19 protein-coding genes are annotated in these 19,217 nt (G+C 33.3%); 6 read left to right on the plus strand and 13 right to left on the minus strand.

Annotation, left to right across the window (positions count from 1 at the left end; all coding sequences use genetic code 11):
• Entirely contained in the window at positions 1–192 is a 192-nt protein-coding gene (locus DWZ69_RS04245) for a hypothetical protein (protein ID WP_117998888.1), read from the plus strand.
• A 46-nt stretch (positions 193–238) separates the two neighbouring features.
• On the opposite strand, the gene DWZ69_RS04250 is transcribed toward DWZ69_RS04245, so the two are convergent.
• From DWZ69_RS04250 to DWZ69_RS04270, 4 genes are read right to left on the minus strand one after another with little or no spacing between them, the layout of a single operon-like run.
• A complete protein-coding gene (locus DWZ69_RS04250) occupies positions 239–1,939 on the minus strand; it encodes an ABC transporter ATP-binding protein (protein ID WP_158561045.1) in 1,701 nt (566 codons plus the stop codon).
• A 31-nt stretch (positions 1,940–1,970) separates the two neighbouring features.
• Positions 1,971–2,444, minus strand: coding sequence for a S24/S26 family peptidase (locus tag DWZ69_RS04255; protein WP_117998886.1), 474 nt, complete (start codon positions 2,442–2,444; stop codon positions 1,971–1,973).
• Complete coding sequence (locus tag DWZ69_RS12235; RefSeq protein WP_243002560.1) at positions 2,437–3,459, minus strand: PqqD family peptide modification chaperone; 1,023 nt, start codon at positions 3,457–3,459, stop codon at positions 2,437–2,439. The genes DWZ69_RS04255 and DWZ69_RS12235 overlap by 8 nt, the downstream gene beginning before the upstream one ends.
• Before the next feature lie 17 nt (positions 3,460–3,476).
• Positions 3,477–4,292, minus strand: coding sequence for an RNA methyltransferase (locus DWZ69_RS04270; RefSeq protein WP_117998885.1), 816 nt, complete (start codon positions 4,290–4,292; stop codon positions 3,477–3,479).
• 248 nt (positions 4,293–4,540) lie between these two features.
• Between DWZ69_RS04270 and DWZ69_RS04275 the strand changes: the two genes are divergently transcribed.
• Positions 4,541–5,008 (plus strand): HD domain-containing protein, encoded by a 468-nt coding sequence (locus tag DWZ69_RS04275; protein WP_117998884.1) that lies wholly within the window; start codon positions 4,541–4,543, stop codon positions 5,006–5,008.
• 107 nt (positions 5,009–5,115) lie between these two features.
• Here DWZ69_RS04275 and prfA read toward each other — a convergent pair whose 3' ends face one another.
• The 5 genes from prfA to rho all read right to left on the minus strand — a co-directional run bounded on the left by prfA (position 5,116) and on the right by rho (position 10,151).
• Positions 5,116–6,189, minus strand: coding sequence for a peptide chain release factor 1 (gene prfA / locus DWZ69_RS04280; protein ID WP_117998883.1), 1,074 nt, complete (start codon positions 6,187–6,189; stop codon positions 5,116–5,118).
• Positions 6,190–6,191: 2 nt separating this feature from the next.
• Complete coding sequence (gene prmC / locus DWZ69_RS04285; RefSeq protein WP_243002559.1) at positions 6,192–7,031, minus strand: peptide chain release factor N(5)-glutamine methyltransferase; 840 nt, start codon at positions 7,029–7,031, stop codon at positions 6,192–6,194.
• Positions 7,019–8,224, minus strand: coding sequence for a DUF1385 domain-containing protein (locus tag DWZ69_RS04290; RefSeq protein ID WP_117998882.1), 1,206 nt, complete (start codon positions 8,222–8,224; stop codon positions 7,019–7,021). Before DWZ69_RS04290 ends, prmC begins: the two co-directional genes overlap by 13 nt.
• Positions 8,225–8,307: 83 nt before the next feature.
• Positions 8,308–8,508, minus strand: coding sequence for a 50S ribosomal protein L31 (gene rpmE, locus DWZ69_RS04295; RefSeq protein ID WP_022165814.1), 201 nt, complete (start codon positions 8,506–8,508; stop codon positions 8,308–8,310).
• Between the two features lie 140 nt (positions 8,509–8,648).
• Entirely contained in the window at positions 8,649–10,151 is a 1,503-nt protein-coding gene (gene rho / locus DWZ69_RS04300; RefSeq protein ID WP_117998881.1) for a transcription termination factor Rho, read from the minus strand.
• A 271-nt stretch (positions 10,152–10,422) separates the two neighbouring features.
• Here rho and DWZ69_RS04305 point away from each other — a divergent pair, with 271 nt between their 5' ends.
• The 3 genes from DWZ69_RS04305 to dut are packed head-to-tail and all read left to right on the plus strand — an operon-like array spanning position 10,423 to position 12,594.
• Positions 10,423–11,571 (plus strand): NADP-dependent malic enzyme, encoded by a 1,149-nt coding sequence (locus tag DWZ69_RS04305; RefSeq protein WP_117998880.1) that lies wholly within the window; start codon positions 10,423–10,425, stop codon positions 11,569–11,571.
• Positions 11,572–11,582: 11 nt separating this feature from the next.
• Complete coding sequence (gene nrdG, locus DWZ69_RS04310) at positions 11,583–12,110, plus strand: anaerobic ribonucleoside-triphosphate reductase activating protein (RefSeq protein WP_117998879.1); 528 nt, start codon at positions 11,583–11,585, stop codon at positions 12,108–12,110.
• 52 nt (positions 12,111–12,162) lie between these two features.
• Positions 12,163–12,594 carry a dUTP diphosphatase gene (gene dut / locus DWZ69_RS04315; protein WP_117998878.1) on the plus strand — a complete coding sequence of 144 codons (432 nt, stop codon included), beginning with the start codon at positions 12,163–12,165 and terminating at the stop codon, positions 12,592–12,594.
• Between the two features lie 132 nt (positions 12,595–12,726).
• Here the strand turns inward: dut and spoIIP are convergent, their stop codons facing one another.
• Together spoIIP and gpr are read right to left on the minus strand one after the other, a co-directional pair.
• Positions 12,727–13,908: a stage II sporulation protein P gene (gene spoIIP, locus DWZ69_RS04320; RefSeq protein ID WP_158561044.1), complete on the minus strand. Its 1,182-nt coding sequence runs from the start codon at positions 13,906–13,908 to the stop codon at positions 12,727–12,729.
• A gap of 138 nt (positions 13,909–14,046) precedes the next feature.
• Positions 14,047–14,943 (minus strand): GPR endopeptidase, encoded by an 897-nt coding sequence (gpr, locus tag DWZ69_RS04325; RefSeq protein WP_117998876.1) that lies wholly within the window; start codon positions 14,941–14,943, stop codon positions 14,047–14,049.
• Between the two features lie 231 nt (positions 14,944–15,174).
• Here gpr and rpsT point away from each other — a divergent pair, with 231 nt between their 5' ends.
• Positions 15,175–15,438: a 30S ribosomal protein S20 gene (rpsT, locus tag DWZ69_RS04330; protein ID WP_117998875.1), complete on the plus strand. Its 264-nt coding sequence runs from the start codon at positions 15,175–15,177 to the stop codon at positions 15,436–15,438.
• 147 nt (positions 15,439–15,585) lie between these two features.
• On the opposite strand, the gene holA is transcribed toward rpsT, so the two are convergent.
• Both holA and DWZ69_RS04340 read right to left on the minus strand, forming a co-directional pair.
• A complete protein-coding gene (gene holA, locus DWZ69_RS04335) occupies positions 15,586–16,566 on the minus strand; it encodes a DNA polymerase III subunit delta (protein ID WP_022164807.1) in 981 nt (326 codons plus the stop codon).
• 85 nt (positions 16,567–16,651) lie between these two features.
• A complete protein-coding gene (locus DWZ69_RS04340; RefSeq protein WP_117998874.1) occupies positions 16,652–19,216 on the minus strand; it encodes a DNA internalization-related competence protein ComEC/Rec2 in 2,565 nt (854 codons plus the stop codon).
• Between the last annotated feature and the right edge of the window lies 1 nt (position 19,217).

Here is a 19,217-nt window from a genome sequence, read left to right on the forward strand (position 1 = left end):
GTGAATTTTGCCGAAGATACGTCTTTATTACAAGAAACAATGAAGTTGCAACAGGAAGTTGATAATTTGAAAAAAGAACTTTTTTTCGAAAAGCAACAACACAAACATTGGGAGGAGCTTGCAATGTTATTCCACGATGCCCTATGGGAGCAACTTACAACTACAGCTAAAGTAACAACGAAATATACATAGACAGCTCCAAAAAAGTCCGACACTTTTTATGTCGGACTTTTTTTGTCTAAATATTTTTCACATGTAATATCTTATCTTTTATTATTATCTCTTTATTGCACACTTCCAGTGCAGCCTCTTTATGTGTTATTATTATAACTGTTTTCTCAGTTAATTTCTTTATTTCTTTTAGAACTTCTTTTTCTGTTTCAATGTCTAATGCTGATGTTGCTTCATCTAACAAAAGTATCGGTGCGTCGCTGATTAACGCTCTTGCTATTGCAAATCTTTGTGCCTGCCCTTCTGAAATGCCTAATCCCTTTTCACCGATAACTGTATCCAAGCCCTTAGGAAGTTTGTCCACAAAATCCTTTACATAGCTAATTTTTAAAGCGTCTTCCACTTCATCTTGTGTAGCCTTGTTGTTTGCTAACATTATATTCTCACGCAAAGTTCCACTAAACAGGTAGTTTCCCTGTGGTACATAAGAGAACAACGGTCTTGTTTTAGGACTTATTTCCATTACACTATTATCATCAAATTCTAAAACAACGAAACCTTCTGTTGGCTTAAAAACACCTAGAAGTATTTGCATTAATGTACTTTTTCCAATTCCTGATATGCCCCTGATGGCAACGAAATCTCCTTTTGCAATCCTACCATTACCACTTTCTATAATAGCAGACCTACCGTAACTAAATGAAATATTATTAATGTTTATTTCTTTTAATTTTTTATAAATTTCCTGCGTGTCTATCTTTGTTTCTTCCACATCTTCACTTGGAATTTTTTCAATTTCCTGTATTCTTTCAGCTGAGGCTATCATTGAGTAATACTGTGGTACGACTTTCGTAATATTTACAAAAGGTGTCTGCACCTGTGAAATCAACTGTAGCACCGCCGCAAGAGTTCCATAGGTCATCAACCCCATGCTAACTTTCATGGCACACCATATTAAGCCTAATAAATAACCACCGTTAAATACAAAGGAAAAGCCTGTGTTTGCCAGTATGCTTATGGTACGTCTTTTCATTTTTGTATTGTAATTTTCCTGCTGTAAAATTCTACCATTTGCTTCAAACTGTTCTTCTACGCCAAAAGTTTTAACAACTAATATACTCTCAATTGTCTCCTGAAAAAAAGACCTTACAGTGCCATCTGTTTCCTGAACTCTCTTGTGAAGATTTTTTAATTTTCCTCTAAAAAATAAAGTAACCACAAAGATTATTATGCCTGCTATTAAAAATACCAGTGTAAATTTCCAATCAAAAATAATTAAAATAACAAAAGCGCCCATAAACTGTGCTGCAAAATATAAAAACTGTGGGACAATATTTGCTATTCCCCCAGCCACAATTGCCACATCACCTGTTAATCTGTTCATTAGTTCACCACTATGATAAACATTTATTTTGTCATATTCCTTGCTGATAATGTTTGCGAATAGGCTTTCTCTCATACTCATTTCCAATTTTGCCTGAATTTTCACAGACAGACTTTGTGCAAAAATTCTTAATATCATTCTTCCGGCTATTATACCGAAAATTATAATGCCATAAATAATAATTAAATTTCTGTAATGCACAAATTCTACATTCGTCTTTGACGTAGCTGCTTTTTGAGCGGCATCTATTGCAAACTTACTTGCCAATGCTAATATAGTGCCAATCAAAGCCAACACTATATTAGAAACACTTAGTGCAATAATCCATGGCATTTGCTTTTTACTATTTTTTATTGTCCATTTTAACCCTGAATTTTTATTCATATTGTCTCTGTTACTCATTTCATTTATCGTTTTAATCGTCTTTTCTTAATGTTTTTCTTTTTATTCCGGACAGAATTCTTCTACCCTTCCTATAACATTTTCTAAGCAGAACCGTTTTAACCCATATAATGCTGTAAATTTTGTATAAAATATTAGCTGTTGTATATTCTTTTCCATTTCTTTTAAATCCCACAACCACAGCAATTATGTTATCTTTTGATATACCATACTCATTAACTACCTGATTATCTCCCCGTATTTTATAGCTGTCTTTTTGTACTTTAACAATTCTATGTAAAATATACTGACCGTTATTTCTTCTATAAAATACAATATTGTACTTTTTCAATGTAAATTCCGGTGTTGCCAAAATAACCGTATCCACATTGTCCCGAAACAAAGGTAACATACTTGTTCCTCTTGGCGTAAAACTAACCTTGCCGCCTGATTTAAGCTGTTCTTCAATAATGGGAACTATATCTTCTATTTGAACTATTTTATTCAAACAAATTCTCCTTCTTTACCTTCTCAATAAATTCTTCAACGTCATTTTTTGCAGTATCTGCATCAATTTCGTACTGGCTCATTAATTGCTCAATTAACTGCTCCTTCGTTGTTCCCTCTATCATTTTCTCAAACAAAAACGCGCCTGTTTCATTTAAACTCATCATGCCATTAAAATCTATTGTTGCCTCACCTACAGGCACAACAACATTGTTCCCGGCAACATTTCTTAAAATAAATCCCTGTTTTATTTTCATCCTAGCCTCCGTAATTTTGATTGTATTATAAGCCATTTCCACTGCACTATCTGATATGTCACAGCCCATTTTGTATATGGGATTTTCCGTTAATACCTGTTCTAAAGTTTTTAACACTAACTCGATGTTTTCAACTTTTTTGAAACTTTTTACTGTCTGATTATAGAATAACGGAATTGCATCTTTTACCTGCAATGGTTCTATATAATTTGTCTTGGACCTCTCCAAAAAAACTATCCCACCAAGAAGTTCTTTTTTATTTGCATTAATGTCATATTTACCACTCCATGGTGTTCCATAAACGTACCAACTGTCATTTTCTTTTTTCAACACCGGTTTGTCATCATTAATTATATAAGCTTTATCTTTAAAATGTTCCAACCACAGCCCTGTATGAGTTGATTTCCCGGTGCCGCTATTTGCCGAAAACAAATATGCATATCCATCCACAACCACACCTGATGAATGAAGCATACACCCATTGTATTTTAACAATAGATGATGAAAATAACTTCCTGTATATATATACTCTATGGCTTCACAGTTTAAATAAGGCATATATTCGTCATAGATTTTTTCATAGGTCTCATTACCCAAGTCTATGACAATGTCAGCCTCCTTTTCATCCCAGTTTTCATCTTTAGCAATATATTTTTCTGCTCTTTTGTATGTTTCTTCGTAATAAGTTGTCATTAAAACTTTCAACCCGGCTATATTATATTTTTCTTTTCGAACTATTCTGTTGTTTTGTTCTTTCATTATAAAATCAATACCTTTTATTTATTTCCCAACTGCCAAAACGCAACTGCACTTGCCGCCGCAACATTTAACGAATCCACGCCGTTAGACATTGGTATGCACACTGTATAGTCACTTCCATTTATTGTTTCTTCTGTAAGACCTTCCCCTTCAGTGCCAAGAATTATTGCAAGCCTATCTTCATTCATTAAAGCATCATTATCAATATTTACACTTTCTTCCTTTAAAGCCATTGCTGCCGTCTTAAAGCCTAATTCGTGTAAAATTTCGTTAATGTTTTTCTTCTTAGTGTGGGCAATTGTCCATTTTATCTGAAAAACCGTCCCCATGCTTACTCTTATTGCTCTTCTGTACAGAGGATTGCTACAAGTTGATGTAAGTATTACTCCATCAATATTTAAAGCTGCCGCCGACCGAAAAATTGCCCCCACATTTGTTGGATTTACCACGTCTTCAAGCACAGCTATTCTTTTTGCATTATAGCAAACCTCACTTACCGTAGGAAGTTCTTTTCTCTTCATTGCACAAAGCATTCCTCTGGTCAGCTTGAAGCCTGTTAGGTTAGTAAGCAAATCAAACTCTCCTGTATAAATTGGTACATCCCCTAATCTCTTTATGATTTCCTGACTTTGTGTTTCAATATGTTTCTTTTCAATTAAAGCAGACACAGGCTTGTAACCACTATCCAATGCTCTCTCAATAACTTTTGGGCTTTCAGCAATAAAAATCCCGCCATTAGGTGCATATAAATTTAATAATCTGCTCTCTGAAAATCTTCCGTATATATCTAATTCTTCACTGTTTAAATCCTGTATTTCAATAATATTTGGCATATTCTTCCTTTTCTGAAATACTAAAAAAGCTTTTTAAACTACAGAGTCAAAAATTTTTATTTTACCTTTGTCTGCATATAAGCAGGCAAATAACCTTCTAATCTCTTTCGTTTAAAAATAATTCACTTTAGTATTTTCACAAATTTTACATATTTAAATTATAACCTAAGAATAATAAGTAAACAATTGCAAATCCAGTTTTTTTACCATATAATTAAATAGTTAGAGTTTTTTACAATGAGGTTACTATGAATAAGGAAATTATTAGAATTGAGTTTGCAGGAATTGCAAAACCTATAATTGAAAATGAAAAAGTAAAAAGAATGGATAAATACATTCAACATGGCGACACTTCAACTTTAGAACATTGTGTAGCTGTTGCCTACGTTAGTTTTTACATTGCAAAGAAAATGCATTTAAGATGCGACTATAACAGTTTAATTCGTGGTGCACTGCTACACGATTATTTTCTTTATGATTGGCACGTGGCAGACGATTCCCACAAATGGCATGGTTTTAGTCACGCGCAAACAGCCTTAAATAATGCAAGTAAAGATTTTGAATTAACAAACATTGAAATGGACATTATTGCCAAGCATATGTTTCCATTAAACATTAAGCCACCAAAATACAGAGAAAGCTACATTGTAAGTCTGGCAGACAAGATTTGTTCATCCTACGAAACAATATTAGGCACACCATGCTATTCAGTATAGAAAATTATGTTATTTGCTTTTCACAATAAAAAATAGCTACAGTTAGAACAAGGTGTATTTCTAACTGTAGCTATTTTTACTGGGAAAGATAAATTATTCGATCCACTTTATTCATCTTCTACTTGTGCTAATTTTGCAGCCTGATCTGCTGCTACGCAATTATCGATGATTTCATCTAAGTCACCATTCATAATGTTTTCAAGTCTATGTGTAGTAAATTTAATTCTGTGATCTGTTACACGTCCCTGTGGGAAATTGTATGTTCTGATTTTTTCAGAACGGTCTCCTGTACCAATTTGGCTTCTTCTTGCTTCAGACTCTGCGTCCTGTTTCTTCTGACATTCTAATTCGTAAAGTCTGGCACGAAGTACCTTTAAAGCTTTATCCTTGTTCTTTAACTGTGATTTTTCATCCTGACATGAAATTACAATTCCTGTTGGTATATGTGTAAGTCTTACAGCAGAGTCTGTTGTATTTACACACTGTCCACCGTTACCTGATGCTCTAAATACATCAAAACGGCAATCGTTCATATCTATTTCTACGTCAACTTCTTCTGCTTCAGGCATAATTGCAACTGTTGCAGTTGATGTATGAATACGACCACCTGACTCAGTAACAGGTATACGCTGTACACGATGTACACCACTTTCATATTTTAATCTTGAGTAAGCTCCCTGACCGTTAATCATAAATACAACTTCCTTGAAACCTCCAAGACCATTTTCATTTACAGAAATCATTTCTGTTTTCCACTTCTGGCTTTCAGCGTACATGCAATACATTCTGTATAATTCAGCGGCAAATAAAGCAGCTTCATCACCACCTGCACCACCTCTGATTTCAACAATAACGTTTTTGTCATCATTTTCATCTTTAGGTAAAAGAAGAATTTTCAACTGGTCTTCCATTTCCGGAATAGATGCCTTTGCTCCGTTTAATTCTTCCTTTGCAAGTTCTCTCATATCTTCATCTGATTCTTCATCAAGAATTGCAAGGCTGTCTTCAATAGTTTGCTTAGCTTCTTTATATTTCTTGTACAATTCAACAATAGGAGCCAAGTCGCTTTGTTCTTTCATAAGTTTTCTAAAATTTGACTGATCACTAACAACGTTAGGATCATTTAACTGTTCTAATATTTCGTCATATCTTTCAAGTATACCATCTAATTTATCAAACATTTTTATTCCTTTCCGGCAACAACCATACGGTCAAGCCCCGATAAATCTTTAAAAACTTTTATATTTGTAAATCCATTGTTTTTTAGCAAATCAGGAACTGTTTTTCCCTGGTCATATCCAATCTCCAGAAAAAGCATTCCTTTTTCCCTTAAGTATTCTACAGCATTTTCGCTAATAATTCTATAAAATTTTAATCCGTCATCACTTCCATCTAACGCAAGAAGTGGATCATGCTCCTTTACTTCCTGTTCTAATTCCACAACATCTTTAGTTGGAATGTACGGTGGATTGGAAACAATTACGTCATATTTTCCTTCTATGTTTGAAAACATATCACTCTTTGTGAATTCAACATTTGCATGATTTAAGGCGTTGTTTTTTACAGCAACCTCTAAGGCATCTTTTGAAATATCTGCTCCAACAACTGATGCCTTGTCACACATTTTATCAACAGCTATTGCTATACAACCTGAGCCTGTACACATATCAAGAACTTTCATTTCATTATTACCTATAAAACCAGTAATTTTTTCAACCAAAAGTTCTGTTTCAGGTCTTGGGATTAAAACATTCTCATTAACCAAAATCTTATAATCCAAAAACTGCTGATACCCAATAATATGCTGTAAAGGTATATGCTCTGCTCTTTTATTAACAGCTTCTTTGTATTTTGCTGCTAATTCTTCATTAACAGTAATACCCATATTCATATAATAATTTTGTTTTTTTACATTTAATATGTCCTCTGATAAAAGCCAACTGTCAACCGTTGCATCTGCTATGTTTGCTTTCTCTAACTGTTGTATGGCATCTTTTATCAGTTCAATAACTAAAACTTCCAATTATATCCTGAACCTGTTTTAACTTTCTTTTCTTCCTGCTGATTATTAACTCCCTGATTGTATGTTTCAAAGTCATTATCTCCAATGTTATCCCTTTCAGGATTCACAGAATTATCAACATATGTTCTCTTTAATGCATTATCTATTGACATATTTAACACTCTATCAACATCCGGATTAATATCCGCTATATTTTCTTTTGAAACCTGCTTTCTAACTTTTCTTGGTCTTCTTGCAGCAATTCCATTATCAATTAAATACTGTTCCCAATCAAATACAGCTTCAACAGCCTCAATGGCAACTTCTATCATGTCGTCAGTAGGCTCTTTTGTTGTTATTTTCTGCATCCAAAGGCCCGGCATGCTTAAAGCATTGATGATTTTGTTATCAGATGTACCTGCTTTTCTAATGAACTCATAAGACACGCCTGCTATTACAGGCACCATCAGAATTCTAAGAAAATATCTTAACCAAACAACATCTGTTCTTATAATCATAAAAAACATAATACTAATAACCAAAACAATTAAAAGAAAACTTGTACCACATCTTTTGTGAAAACGTGAACTTTTTCTTACATTATTGACTGTTAGTATATGACCGTTCTCAATACAGTTAATACATTTATGCTCTGCTCCATGATACATAAACGTTCTCTTAATATCCTTCATTAAAGAAATTAATAATAAATATCCTATGAAAATAAGAATCTTTACCACGCCTTCAATAGCCGGCACGTAAGAAGTTTTAACCCATGGAATACATTTCTCCATTAAGTCAGCAATAAATAATGGCAAAACCATAAATAAAGCTACTGCAATTATAACGGAAAACGCCACTGTAAGTCCCATTATAACTTTTTCAGCTTTATCACCAACTTTTCCTAAAAGCCATTTTTCAATTTGTCCCGGTTCCTCGTCAAAGTTTTCATCATCATCAAAAAACTGTGCGGAATATGTTAGTGTCTTGATTCCCAATACTAAAGAATCCACAAAACTAAAAATTCCTCTGATGAATGGTAATTGAAATTTCTTACTCTTTCCTGTTACGCCTTTATATTCCTGTGTATCTACAATTATGGAACCGTCTGACTGTCTTACTGCCACAGCATAGTGTTCCTTATTTCTCATCATAATCCCTTCCATGACAGCCTGACCGCCAATGCCGGAAGAGCCTAGTTTGTTATTTCTCATATATAATTCACCTTTTGTAACAAAAATTTATCTAATTACGAAAATAGGTTGAGAATTGCTTCTCAACCTGTTATCCTTAAAAATTATTTGATACCATATTTCTTGTTGAACTTATCAATTCTACCACGAGCTGAAATAGCTTTCTGCTGTCCTGTGTAGAATGGATGACATGCTGAACAAATTTCAACATGAAGCTCTGGTTTTGTTGAACCTGTTACGAATGTGTTACCACAGTTACATGTAACGGTTGCTTCCTGGTAATCTGGATGGATTCCTTCTCTCATTACATTCACCTCTTTGAATTATTTTTTATGCATATTGGCAACGCCAATCCGTTTTTACTCAATAGCCTAGCCATTATAACATAGCATTTCATAGTTTACAACCCTTTTATCAAAAAGATTTCATTTTTTTATAAAAAAACTTATCTTCTGCTATGGCTTACTCGAATTTTGGCGATTTGCTTAATAAAGTCATCATTATTTTTGGTTCTGGCAAATAAATTTAGAATCTGCTCTACTGCATCTTCTTTTCTCATGCCGTTCATTTCTTTTCTTATTATATATGAAGCACCTAATTCGTCATTGCTTAACAATAAATCTTCACGTCTTGTTCCTGACTGTGCAATATCAATTGCAGGGAATATTCTCTTCTCTGATAATTTTCTGTCAAGTACAAGTTCCATGTTACCTGTTCCCTTAAATTCTTCATATACTACGTCATCCATTTTACTTCCTGTATTAACTAACGCAGTTGCAAGAATTGTAAGACTGCCACCTTCTCTCATATTTCTGGCTGCACCGAAAAATCTTTTTGGCATGTGAAGTGCTGCCGGATCCAAACCACCTGATAAAGTTCTTCCACTTGGTGGAACAGTCATGTTATAGGCTCTTGCAAGTCTTGTAATACTGTCTAAAAGGATAATTACATCTTTCCCATGTTCTACTAATCTTTTAGCTCTCTCTATTACCATTTCTGAAACTCTCTTGTGGTGTTCCGGTAATTCATCGAATGTTGAATAAATAACATCAACATTGTCACCTCTGATTGCTTCCTTAATATCTGTCACTTCTTCCGGACGTTCATCTATTAAAAGAATTATGATTTCCATTTCGGGATTATTTTTTAATACAGCTTTTGCTGTTTCTTTAAGTAATGTTGTTTTACCTGCCTTTGGTGGGGCAACTATCATTCCTCTTTGTCCTTTTCCAATAGGGCTTACCAAATCCACAACTCTCATTGCTGTACTGTGACCATCTGTTTCTAAGTGTAATCTTTCATTTGGAAAAATCGGTGTAAGATCTTCAAAATTAGGGCGGTTCATTACTTTATCTAGTGGTTCGTCATTAACCTTTTCTAAATAATATAAAGCACCGAATTTTTCATTTTCTCTTTTTTCTCTAACTCTACCTGTTACATAATCTCCTGTTTTAAGTCTGAATCTTTTAATCTGAGATGGTGCAACGTAAACGTCATTATCTCCCGGTAGAAAGTTATCACATCTTATAAAGCCGAATCCATCAGGCATAACTTCCAAAATACCTGTTCTCATTTTGCCTTGTTCATTTGGAATTTCATCTTTATGTTCTATCTGTTCCTCCTTTGACTTATGAACAACTCTTCTTCTAACTCTATGTTCTCCCGTACCATATTCTGCTGTAGGATGAGATTTTCCACTTTCTTTTTCTATATTCTTTTCATTATTATCGTCACTCTGTATTGCTTCACTGTTTGTGGCTGTTTCTGCTTCACTTTTTTCAACTGTTTCCGGTTCACTGCTTGAAGCTTCTTTTTCTTTTCTCTGTGTAACTTCTAAAATCATGTCAACTAACTGTTGTTTTCTTAATGTTGTAACAGATTTTATGCCATTTTCTTTTGCAATTTTTCTTAACTCTCCCACTGGTAATGATTGCAATTTTTCTCTCATTTTACTAATAATCTCCTTTCACAAACAGAGCCAAATTTTCTGTCCGTAGTAAATAAATTGATTTTCATATTGTAAATATAAAAAGTAATATTGATTTATAATTCACATGGGATTCACTAGGGGACTTCCCTAAAGACTTTTTAAATTCATTAGATACATATTCTAACACACACCACCAAAAAATCATAGTGTTAATTTTTAAATTATGGTATACTTATCTGAGTTGTGTAGTTTCATAACACGTAAAATTAAATATATATGGAGGTTTATCATGACAACTAATGAAAAAGCATTAAAATTGCATGAAGAATTAAATGGGAAATTAAGCACAGAAGCTAAATGTCACGTAAAAACCCGCGAAGATTTATCTTTAGCTTATACACCGGGTGTTGCAGAACCTTGCAGAAAAATCGCTGCAAACCCTGATGATGTTTACAAATATACATGGAAAGCAAACACTGTAGCTGTTGTATCTGACGGCAGCGCAGTTCTTGGTCTTGGAAATATTGGTCCTGAAGCAGCAATGCCTGTTATGGAAGGAAAAGCTGTTTTATTTAAGGAATTTGGTGGTGTAAATGCCGTTCCTATTTGCCTTGACACACAGGATCCTGATGAAATTGTCGACACCGTCGCAAGAATTGCTCCCGGCTTTGGTGGCATTAACTTAGAAGACATTTCAGCTCCAAGATGTTTTGAAATAGAAAGCAAACTTAAGGAAAAACTTGATATACCTGTTTTCCACGATGATCAGCATGGTACTGCTATCGTTGTTTTAGCAGGAATTATTAATGCTCTTAAGGTTGTTGGAAAAGAAAAGGAAAACTGCAAGGTTGTAATTAATGGCGACGGTTCTGCAGGAATTGCAATTTGCAAACTTCTTTTAACTTACGGTTTTAAGGATGTTACTATCTGTGGATTATACGGCATTCTTTCAAAAGATATTGAAGATTTAAACTGGGCTCAGAAAGAAATGGCAGAAGTTACTAACCTTTCAGGTCAAAAGGGAAAACTTGCAAACGCTTTAGTTGGTGCAGATATTTTCATTGGTGTTTCTGCTCCAAACATGGTTTCAGCAGAAATGGTTAAAACAATGAATAAGGACGCTATTATTTTTGCAATGGCTAACCCTGTTCCTGAAATTATGCCTGATGTAGCAAAGGCTGCAGGTGCAAGAGTTGTTGGAACTGGTCGTTCTGACTTCCCTAACCAGGTAAACAATGTTGTAGCATTCCCTGGAATTTTCAAGGGTGCTTTAGAAGGTCGTGCAAAGCAGATTACAGAAGAAATGAAATTAGCTGCTGCTCTTGCAATTGCATCACTTGTTCCTGATGATGAATTAAATGATGAAAATATTTTACCTGAAGCATTTAATCCTGATGTTGCAGATGTTGTAAGTAAAGCTGTCAGAAACAATATTTAAGGAGTGATTTTTTGAATTACGCTGAATTAAAAACATATGATATTGCAAATGGACCGGGAATCAGACTTTCCCTTTTTGTCAGCGGATGCAATCATAGATGTCCCGGTTGCTTTAATGAACAGGCTTGGGATTTTAATTACGGGAAAGAGTTTACACAGGAAACTATTGATTATATTATTGACACTTTAAGTTTTGGTGCTTATGCCGGCGTTACTTTTCTTGGTGGCGAACCATTGGAAATTGAAAACCAACGTGGTCTTTTACCATTGGCACGCAAAATAAAAGAAGTCTATCCCGACAAAACCATCTGGTGTTTTACAGGTTATGTTTTTGAAAAGGATATTATGGAAAACATGTATGTTAAGTATCCTGAGACAAGAGAGTTGTTATCTTATATAGATGTTTTAGTTGACGGGCCTTACATTGAAGCCTTACGAAACATTTCTCTTACATTTAGAGGCTCAGAGAATCAGAGATTAATTAAAATTCCTGAAACTCTAAAAGAGAAGAAAATTGTCTTGTGGGAAAAGCAACTGTAGTTTTGCAATATTGTCAAAAAAATTATTTTACATTTAATAGACGAGGTATTTTATGAACATAAAAAAATTAAAGGAAAATGCTGTAATACCAACATACGGTTCTGAATACGCAGCAGGTGCAGATTTATATGCTGCAATTGATAATCCTGTTACAATTGCTCCCGGAGCAACTGAATTTATCGGCACAGGACTCGCAATGGAAATTCCTATGGGCTATGCAGGTTTCGTATATGCCAGAAGCGGTCTTTCATGTAAAGAAGGACTTGCCCCTGCAAATAAAGTCGGAGTTGTTGATGCTGACTACAGAGGTGAAATCACTGTTGCACTATACAATCACTCTAACGAGGCTAAAACTGTTGAACCTGGTGACAGAATTGCCCAGATGGTAATTGCTCCATTTTTAAAAGTTGACTTTACAGAAGTTGGGAAACTCTCAAAAACAGTTCGTGGAGTTGGCGGATTTGGTTCTACAGGAAACAAATAACAGTTGATTAATGATTATTTGATTATTAACTATTTATAATCAAATCAACTATTTATTAATTAATAATAATAAATAACTTATAAATCAATATATAATATGGATTTTATAATGTTTTTAAGGATAGTAACTTTTTTAGTTATTATCCTTATTTTTTCCCATTACGATATTTATTAACCAGGCTAACGGTTCTGCTGCGTTCTTTGCCTCCTGATATGTATTAGTTTGTGCACCCACTTCTATAAGCATAGATTGTTTACACAAATCTAAATTGTATTTATATGCATTTACATAATTATGCCTTGCAAAACCCGGATAATAACATTCCGCGTTAAGTTTCATTTGAAATGCCAAAGCTAGATTTTCATATAAATAAGGATTGTATAAATATCCTATATCTCCAGTTGTCTTAAATCTTGACATCCCATTAAAAAACATAACCTGTGCTGTAGACTTACCATTTATTTCAGTTACAAGTTTTGTCCCTGTATTTACACCATCTCTATGAACATCTAAAATCAAACTTATAGACGGATATTTTTTTATAATTTTTCTTACGCCTACTCTTGACTGGTCATAAGCTTCATTTCTGTCCAGTCTTCCATTTACAATGTCATAATAAGTTTTGTCGTGGATTACATTATAACCAAACTGCTCCTTTAGGATTTTGCAAAGTCTGTCACCTACTCCGATTATTGTGGTGTCATCATTTCCGTTGCTATTTACAAACTCCTCCCTTGAATGAGTATGATATATTAGAATCTGGGGCTTTTTATTATTTCCCTTTATTTTGAATTTTTCATTAATGGCTGATTTTAAAGGCATATCCGCTTCTTTAAATGTTGTGGCAGACGTTACAATATAATACTTGCTAAGAATGTTGTTGAAACTTCCAATATTGCTTTCCGTATAAACTTTTCCATTAATTTTTGGCTTTGGTACAATTGTTTTTGTGGCTGTTTTAACAGCTTTATCTTTTTTGATTTTCTTTGTTGTTTTGTTTGTCTTATCTATATTTTTCTTTGTTGTGGGATTTTCTTTTGTTTCCGTGCTTTTCGCATTTTCATACACCAGATTAATTACTTGTTTGTAACCCGGATCATCAATATTATAAGTGTATTCACTTTTTGCAATATACTCAGAAACTATTTCGTTAAGGACTTTTTTCTTTGCTGCTGTCGATAAAGATTTGTGATTTTCAATATATAACATATATTGTTTCATTACATCACCATTTTCCACAAGTTCCTTGACAATTATGTCCGATGCATCGTTTATAACATTGCCTGTCTGGTCTTTTATCTCCTCTTTAGTCATTATGCTTACGCACCTTACTCCAATATATACACATAATATTACGATTATTATTTTCATGAGATTTTGAAAAAAAGTACCTTTACACATATTTCCCCCACCTTTGTCCCACTTATATAATATATGTGGAAAAGCTTTAGTTTATGACAACACTTCCCTGCAAAAATCATTAATGCCATGTGCAATTATTTTACTTAAGTTGTCAACAATTTCATCTACATCTTTTGGTGTCACAAACAAGTCCTCTGTTTCTTCTGACAATAGTTCCTCAAACAATTGATATTTTTCCTGTGGTGTGTAGTCTTTAAAAGCATTTCCAATCGGATTGTTTTCTATTTTTGAAAGTATTCTTATTAAATTTTCCATTGTGTCATTTACAATTGTTGCACCACTTACAACCATTGGCACGCCTATGGCTATTACTTTTTTTCCAAGACTTTCTTCGTTTAGACCTTTTCTGTGATTTCCGATTCCTGAGCCTGGGGTAATGCCTGTGTTTGTTATTTGAATTGTTGTTGTAATTCTTCTAACGTTTCTTGCTGCTAAAGAATCTATTGCAATAATTAAATCTGGATCAATTTGGGACACCACACCTTTTATAATGTCGTAAGTTTCCATGCCTGTTTGTGATAAAACCCCCGGTGCCATACAATATATGTTCTTAGTGCATATTATATCCCTTACAGTTTTGGGACCTAATGCATCAGGGGTCGCCATTGAATTTCCAAGACCTACTATAAGGATTGATTTGATATTTTCTTTTGATGTAATCTCTTTTAAATAATTGCATAAAAACTTTCCCAGCTCTCTTCTATGGGCTTCTTTAGAATATCTGATTTTGGGAGATTCCATTGTAATATAGCTTCCAATTGGTTTGCCCATGGTTTCTTTTCCTTTTTCATTAACAATTTTTACAACTGTGGTCAGCATGTTTACGCTATTTTCTTTTTTCTGATAACTTTCAACTCCTTCTATTTGAATATCCCTGTTAAACTTTTCTCTTTCTTCCAGCGCTAAATCTGTATAAATATTTTTCATGGTTAATCTCCTTTTTGCTTTACCTTTTTTGTTCTGTCATTTGTTATTTTATTTTTATTCTGTTTTTATCTACAAATAGTATTGACAACATTGTGCTTTTTTACTAGAATAAATCTTGATGTCTGTATCTAGTCCGCATATTCCAAAGGATACAGACTATGAAACTGATTTCCAATCTCTCTCAACGGAAATCAAATTTTATAATTTTTATTTATCGCGGAGGTAAGAAAAATGGCTAACATTAAGTCAGCAAAGAAAAGAATTTTAGTTAATCAGACAAAATACGAAAGAAACAAAGGCGTTAAGTCAGCAGTTAAGACTTCAATCAAGAAGGTTGAAGCAGCAGTAGCAGCTAACGACAAGGTAGCAGCTGAAGCAGCTTTAAAGGCAGCTACAAAGGCTATTACAATGGCTGGTTCAAAGGGTATCTACCACAAGAACAACGTAGCTAGAAAAGTTTCTAGATTAACAAAATTAGTAAACACAATTGCTTAATTTTAAGCAAACAAAATAAAACGTCGGTTTTTAACCGGCGTTTTATTTTGCTTATTTTTATCTTTTGTTTATCTCTTTTGTTTTTAGTTCTTCTATTTTATTCTTTTTGTTTTATTCTTTCTATTTTTTTATTTATTTTTTCTTATTTTAATTCTTTCTACTGTATTTAACTAAGAGCATTTCTACTCCTATGTTTTCATCCATTATGCCTTTTTTTATATTCTCTTCTGTTGCAACGCAATCTGCTAATGCCAGCTTTAATTCATTTACAGAAAAGTTTCTGCTTTGATTAATGCTTTTGTTTGCAATAAATCCCTGCACACCCATTACAGATGCTATTGCATTTCTATCCATGCCTCTTGCTGATAAATCTTTTGCCTGAAGGATTAAGTTAAACTGTCTTGAAACCATAAACAATATTCTCATTGGTGGTTCTTTTTCTGCTACTAACTCATAATAACAGTCCAAAGTTTTCTTTTGATTCTTTACGGAAATTGCATCCACCATGTCAAATATTCTAACGTTCAACTGTTTAATACACACCGCATCTATATCTTCTTTGGATATAACGTCCTTGTCTAGATCATAACTAATAAGCTTCTCGATTTCTCTGGAAAGGACTTCCATGTCCGTTCCAACATTACCTATTAAATACGACATGTTAGCATTAGTTATTTTCTTACCGTCATGTGCAAATATTCTTGCAGCCCACATACTTAAGTCTTTTTCCGTCTGTCTGTTAATCTCGCAAATATAACCATTAGCCTTAACAGCCTTGTACATCTTGCTTCTTTTGTCCACATCCTGTTCTACAAACAAAAAAACCGTACTTTCAGGTATTTTTGACATATACTCCGCTAATTGTTCACCACCGCTTTTAAAAAGCCCTGTTGACTCCATAACTATTAATCTGTGTTCTGCAAAAAAAGGAAATGTTTCAGCATTATCTATTACTTCATTAACATCGAAGTTTTTTCCTTCATATAAAGCCAGATTCATGGTATCGTCACCTGCAATTGCCTTAATCATCTGATTCTTATAATTAAGCTTTAGGTATTCCTCTTCACCACAAATTAAATATGCATTTTTAAAATTTCCTGATTTTATATCTTCTGATAATGTTTTCACTTTTCTGCCTTTCCATAATTGTATCTTTTTTCTTACATTGTTCATAATTTTAACATACATTAAATTTATGAACAAGTAACCACTATTACTTATCTGTATTTTTTATGTTTTCTATTATATTAATCTCCTTGCCATCACTTATTATATCCACTTCTCCTGAATAGTCTGTTCTAAATATTTTGGAAGTCACCTGCTCCAATCTATCTAAAGTTTCCTGTGTGGGATGCCCGTACATATTGTTTTTTCCTACGGAAATAAATGAATAAGTTGGCTTTATTTTCTCAAGCCACCTGTCTGTTGTAGAATATTTTGAACCATGGTGAGCTACCTTTAAGGCAACACATGCCCTTATATTATTAACAACTAACTTGTCCTCCAGTATTTTTTCTTCGATTTCACCGGATATGTCCCCTGTGAAAACCATTGAAAACTGATGGTACTCCAATCTCAAAACCGTTGAATAATCATTTCGGTCATCATTTATGTATTCCGTTCCGGGACTTAAACAGGTAAATTTCACATTACCTATTTTCAGGCTATTCCCTTTTGTAATGTAAAGTACATTTATTTTATTGTTTTCTGCACTGTTTACAACTGACATGTATTTTTCATCCTTTAAATATATGTCAGGCAATATGATATTTTTAATCTTTAGTTTTTTGATACTACTGTTTAAAAGCTCGTTTATACCGTTAACATGGTCTTCATCACAATGTGTAACTACCACATAATCTATTGTTCCATGTCCCCTTGACTGAATAGTTGGTACAATTCTGTTCTTTGCCACATTTTTTACTGTGGTGCTTCCACCGTCTATTAGCATTGTTGTGTTGTTAGGCATTCTTAAAAATATCCCATCACCCTGTCCCACATCAAGCATTGATATATTTAGTTTTCTACTATTCACAATGTTATTTTTTACAGGATAATAACCATAAATCACAACTTGGAATAAAACAATTTGCAAAAGGAAAACGCTGTATAATTGTAACTCCTTTACTCTTCTATTTCTTTCTATATTTAATTTTTCAATCATTGTTATCCCGCCTAAAGGAACAGTTTTCCGTAATACTTTTTCTTCCCTTTCAAATTGTTTTCTTCTTTTTTCTAACCAACACACTCCTATTAGAAATAATATATAAATACACACTATCAGCCATACTTCAGGCTTTCCCACAGTTATATTTGATAAGGGTACATCAGCCATTAAATCACATAATTTCTCATAAAATTCTAAAACCAACGCTCCCGGCATTATGCCTACTACTCCTAACGTTGTTGTTATTAAAGACAACATAATTCCAACAATTCCTGATATAACAACAATATTCATTAGCGGAATAATTATAAGATTAAGTAAGAACCCGTAGGTTGGCAATGAATAATAATTATATGCTACTATAGGGCTCATAAATATTGACACTACTGCACTAAACATTAAGGAGCTTTCACATTTGTACTTTGCTTTTTTTAATTTATTTATTCTTCTATCTTTTTTAGATATAACGTTATCGTTCTCTTTGTTTTTGTCTAAATTTCTAATTTTTTCTTTAAACTGAAAAACATACTCTATTTTTTTCCATACTATTATTATGGAAAAAATTGCTGCAAAGGACATCTGAAAGCCCGAATTGTAAATAATAAAAGGATTGTTGATAAGTAACAGTATTCCTGCAAGGGACATAGACGTAAGACCATCATAATTTCTTCCTATGGCATCACCTATTAATCTTAATGCAAACATAACCATTGCCCTAATTGTTGCCACAGCCATGCCTGACAGAAAGCCAAATAAAAACACCACTATTATTGAAAAAAATGCTGATACAAAAAACTTAAATTTCCTTCTAAGGCTATTGTAAATAAATATGCCAATGATGCTTATATGCAACCCACTAATAGCAAGCACATGAGCAATTCCCGAAAAAGCGTACAAGTCTTTTATTTCAGTATCCAGATTATTTTTATCACCTAACAGTATTGCCTCATACATGGAATCTTTATTTTTTAATATTTCCAAATTCCATTTATTTTTATTGCATATATCATCAAGTCTTTTTTCAATAAAGCTTTTTAACTGGCGTATATTTTCTTTAAAAATGTTGACTCTTTTATCGATTACAACAATCTTATTAGCACTAAGCGTCCCGTATATACCAAGACTTTCGTAATATTTCCTGCTGTCAAAATTGCCCTGATTACGTGTATTTTCAAATTGTTCAAAATCTCCCCGCACTTCTATTACATTGCCTATTTTTATTTTAGAAACATCCTCTGCATATACAATTATATTTTCATTTTTTCCAGCGTCAAATTTGGATTTCCTTAAATAAATTCCGTACCCCATTTTCGTTTCTGTTATTTTTGCAACTATCCCACTTACTTTAACATTACCGTCTTCAATGGAATATATCTCATCTCTGGTAGCCTGTTCTGATTTCGTAATAACTAAACCCATAACCAAAAACAAAAAAATCACCACTAAAAAACTTACCTGTTGTTTAGTGATGATTGTATAACCTACTATAAATACAATGGAAGTAATTATAATCCCAATCCTTATTCCACTATATAAATTAGTTTCAGCAATAAACTCTCCAAATACAAAAGCCAAAAATGATATAAAAATTGGTCGTTTAATGCTTTTCACC

Origin of the sequence: Eubacterium sp. AF34-35BH, assembly GCF_003477765.1 — a bacterium.
Taxonomy (GTDB): Bacteria; Bacillota; Clostridia; order Lachnospirales; family Lachnospiraceae; genus Eubacterium_G.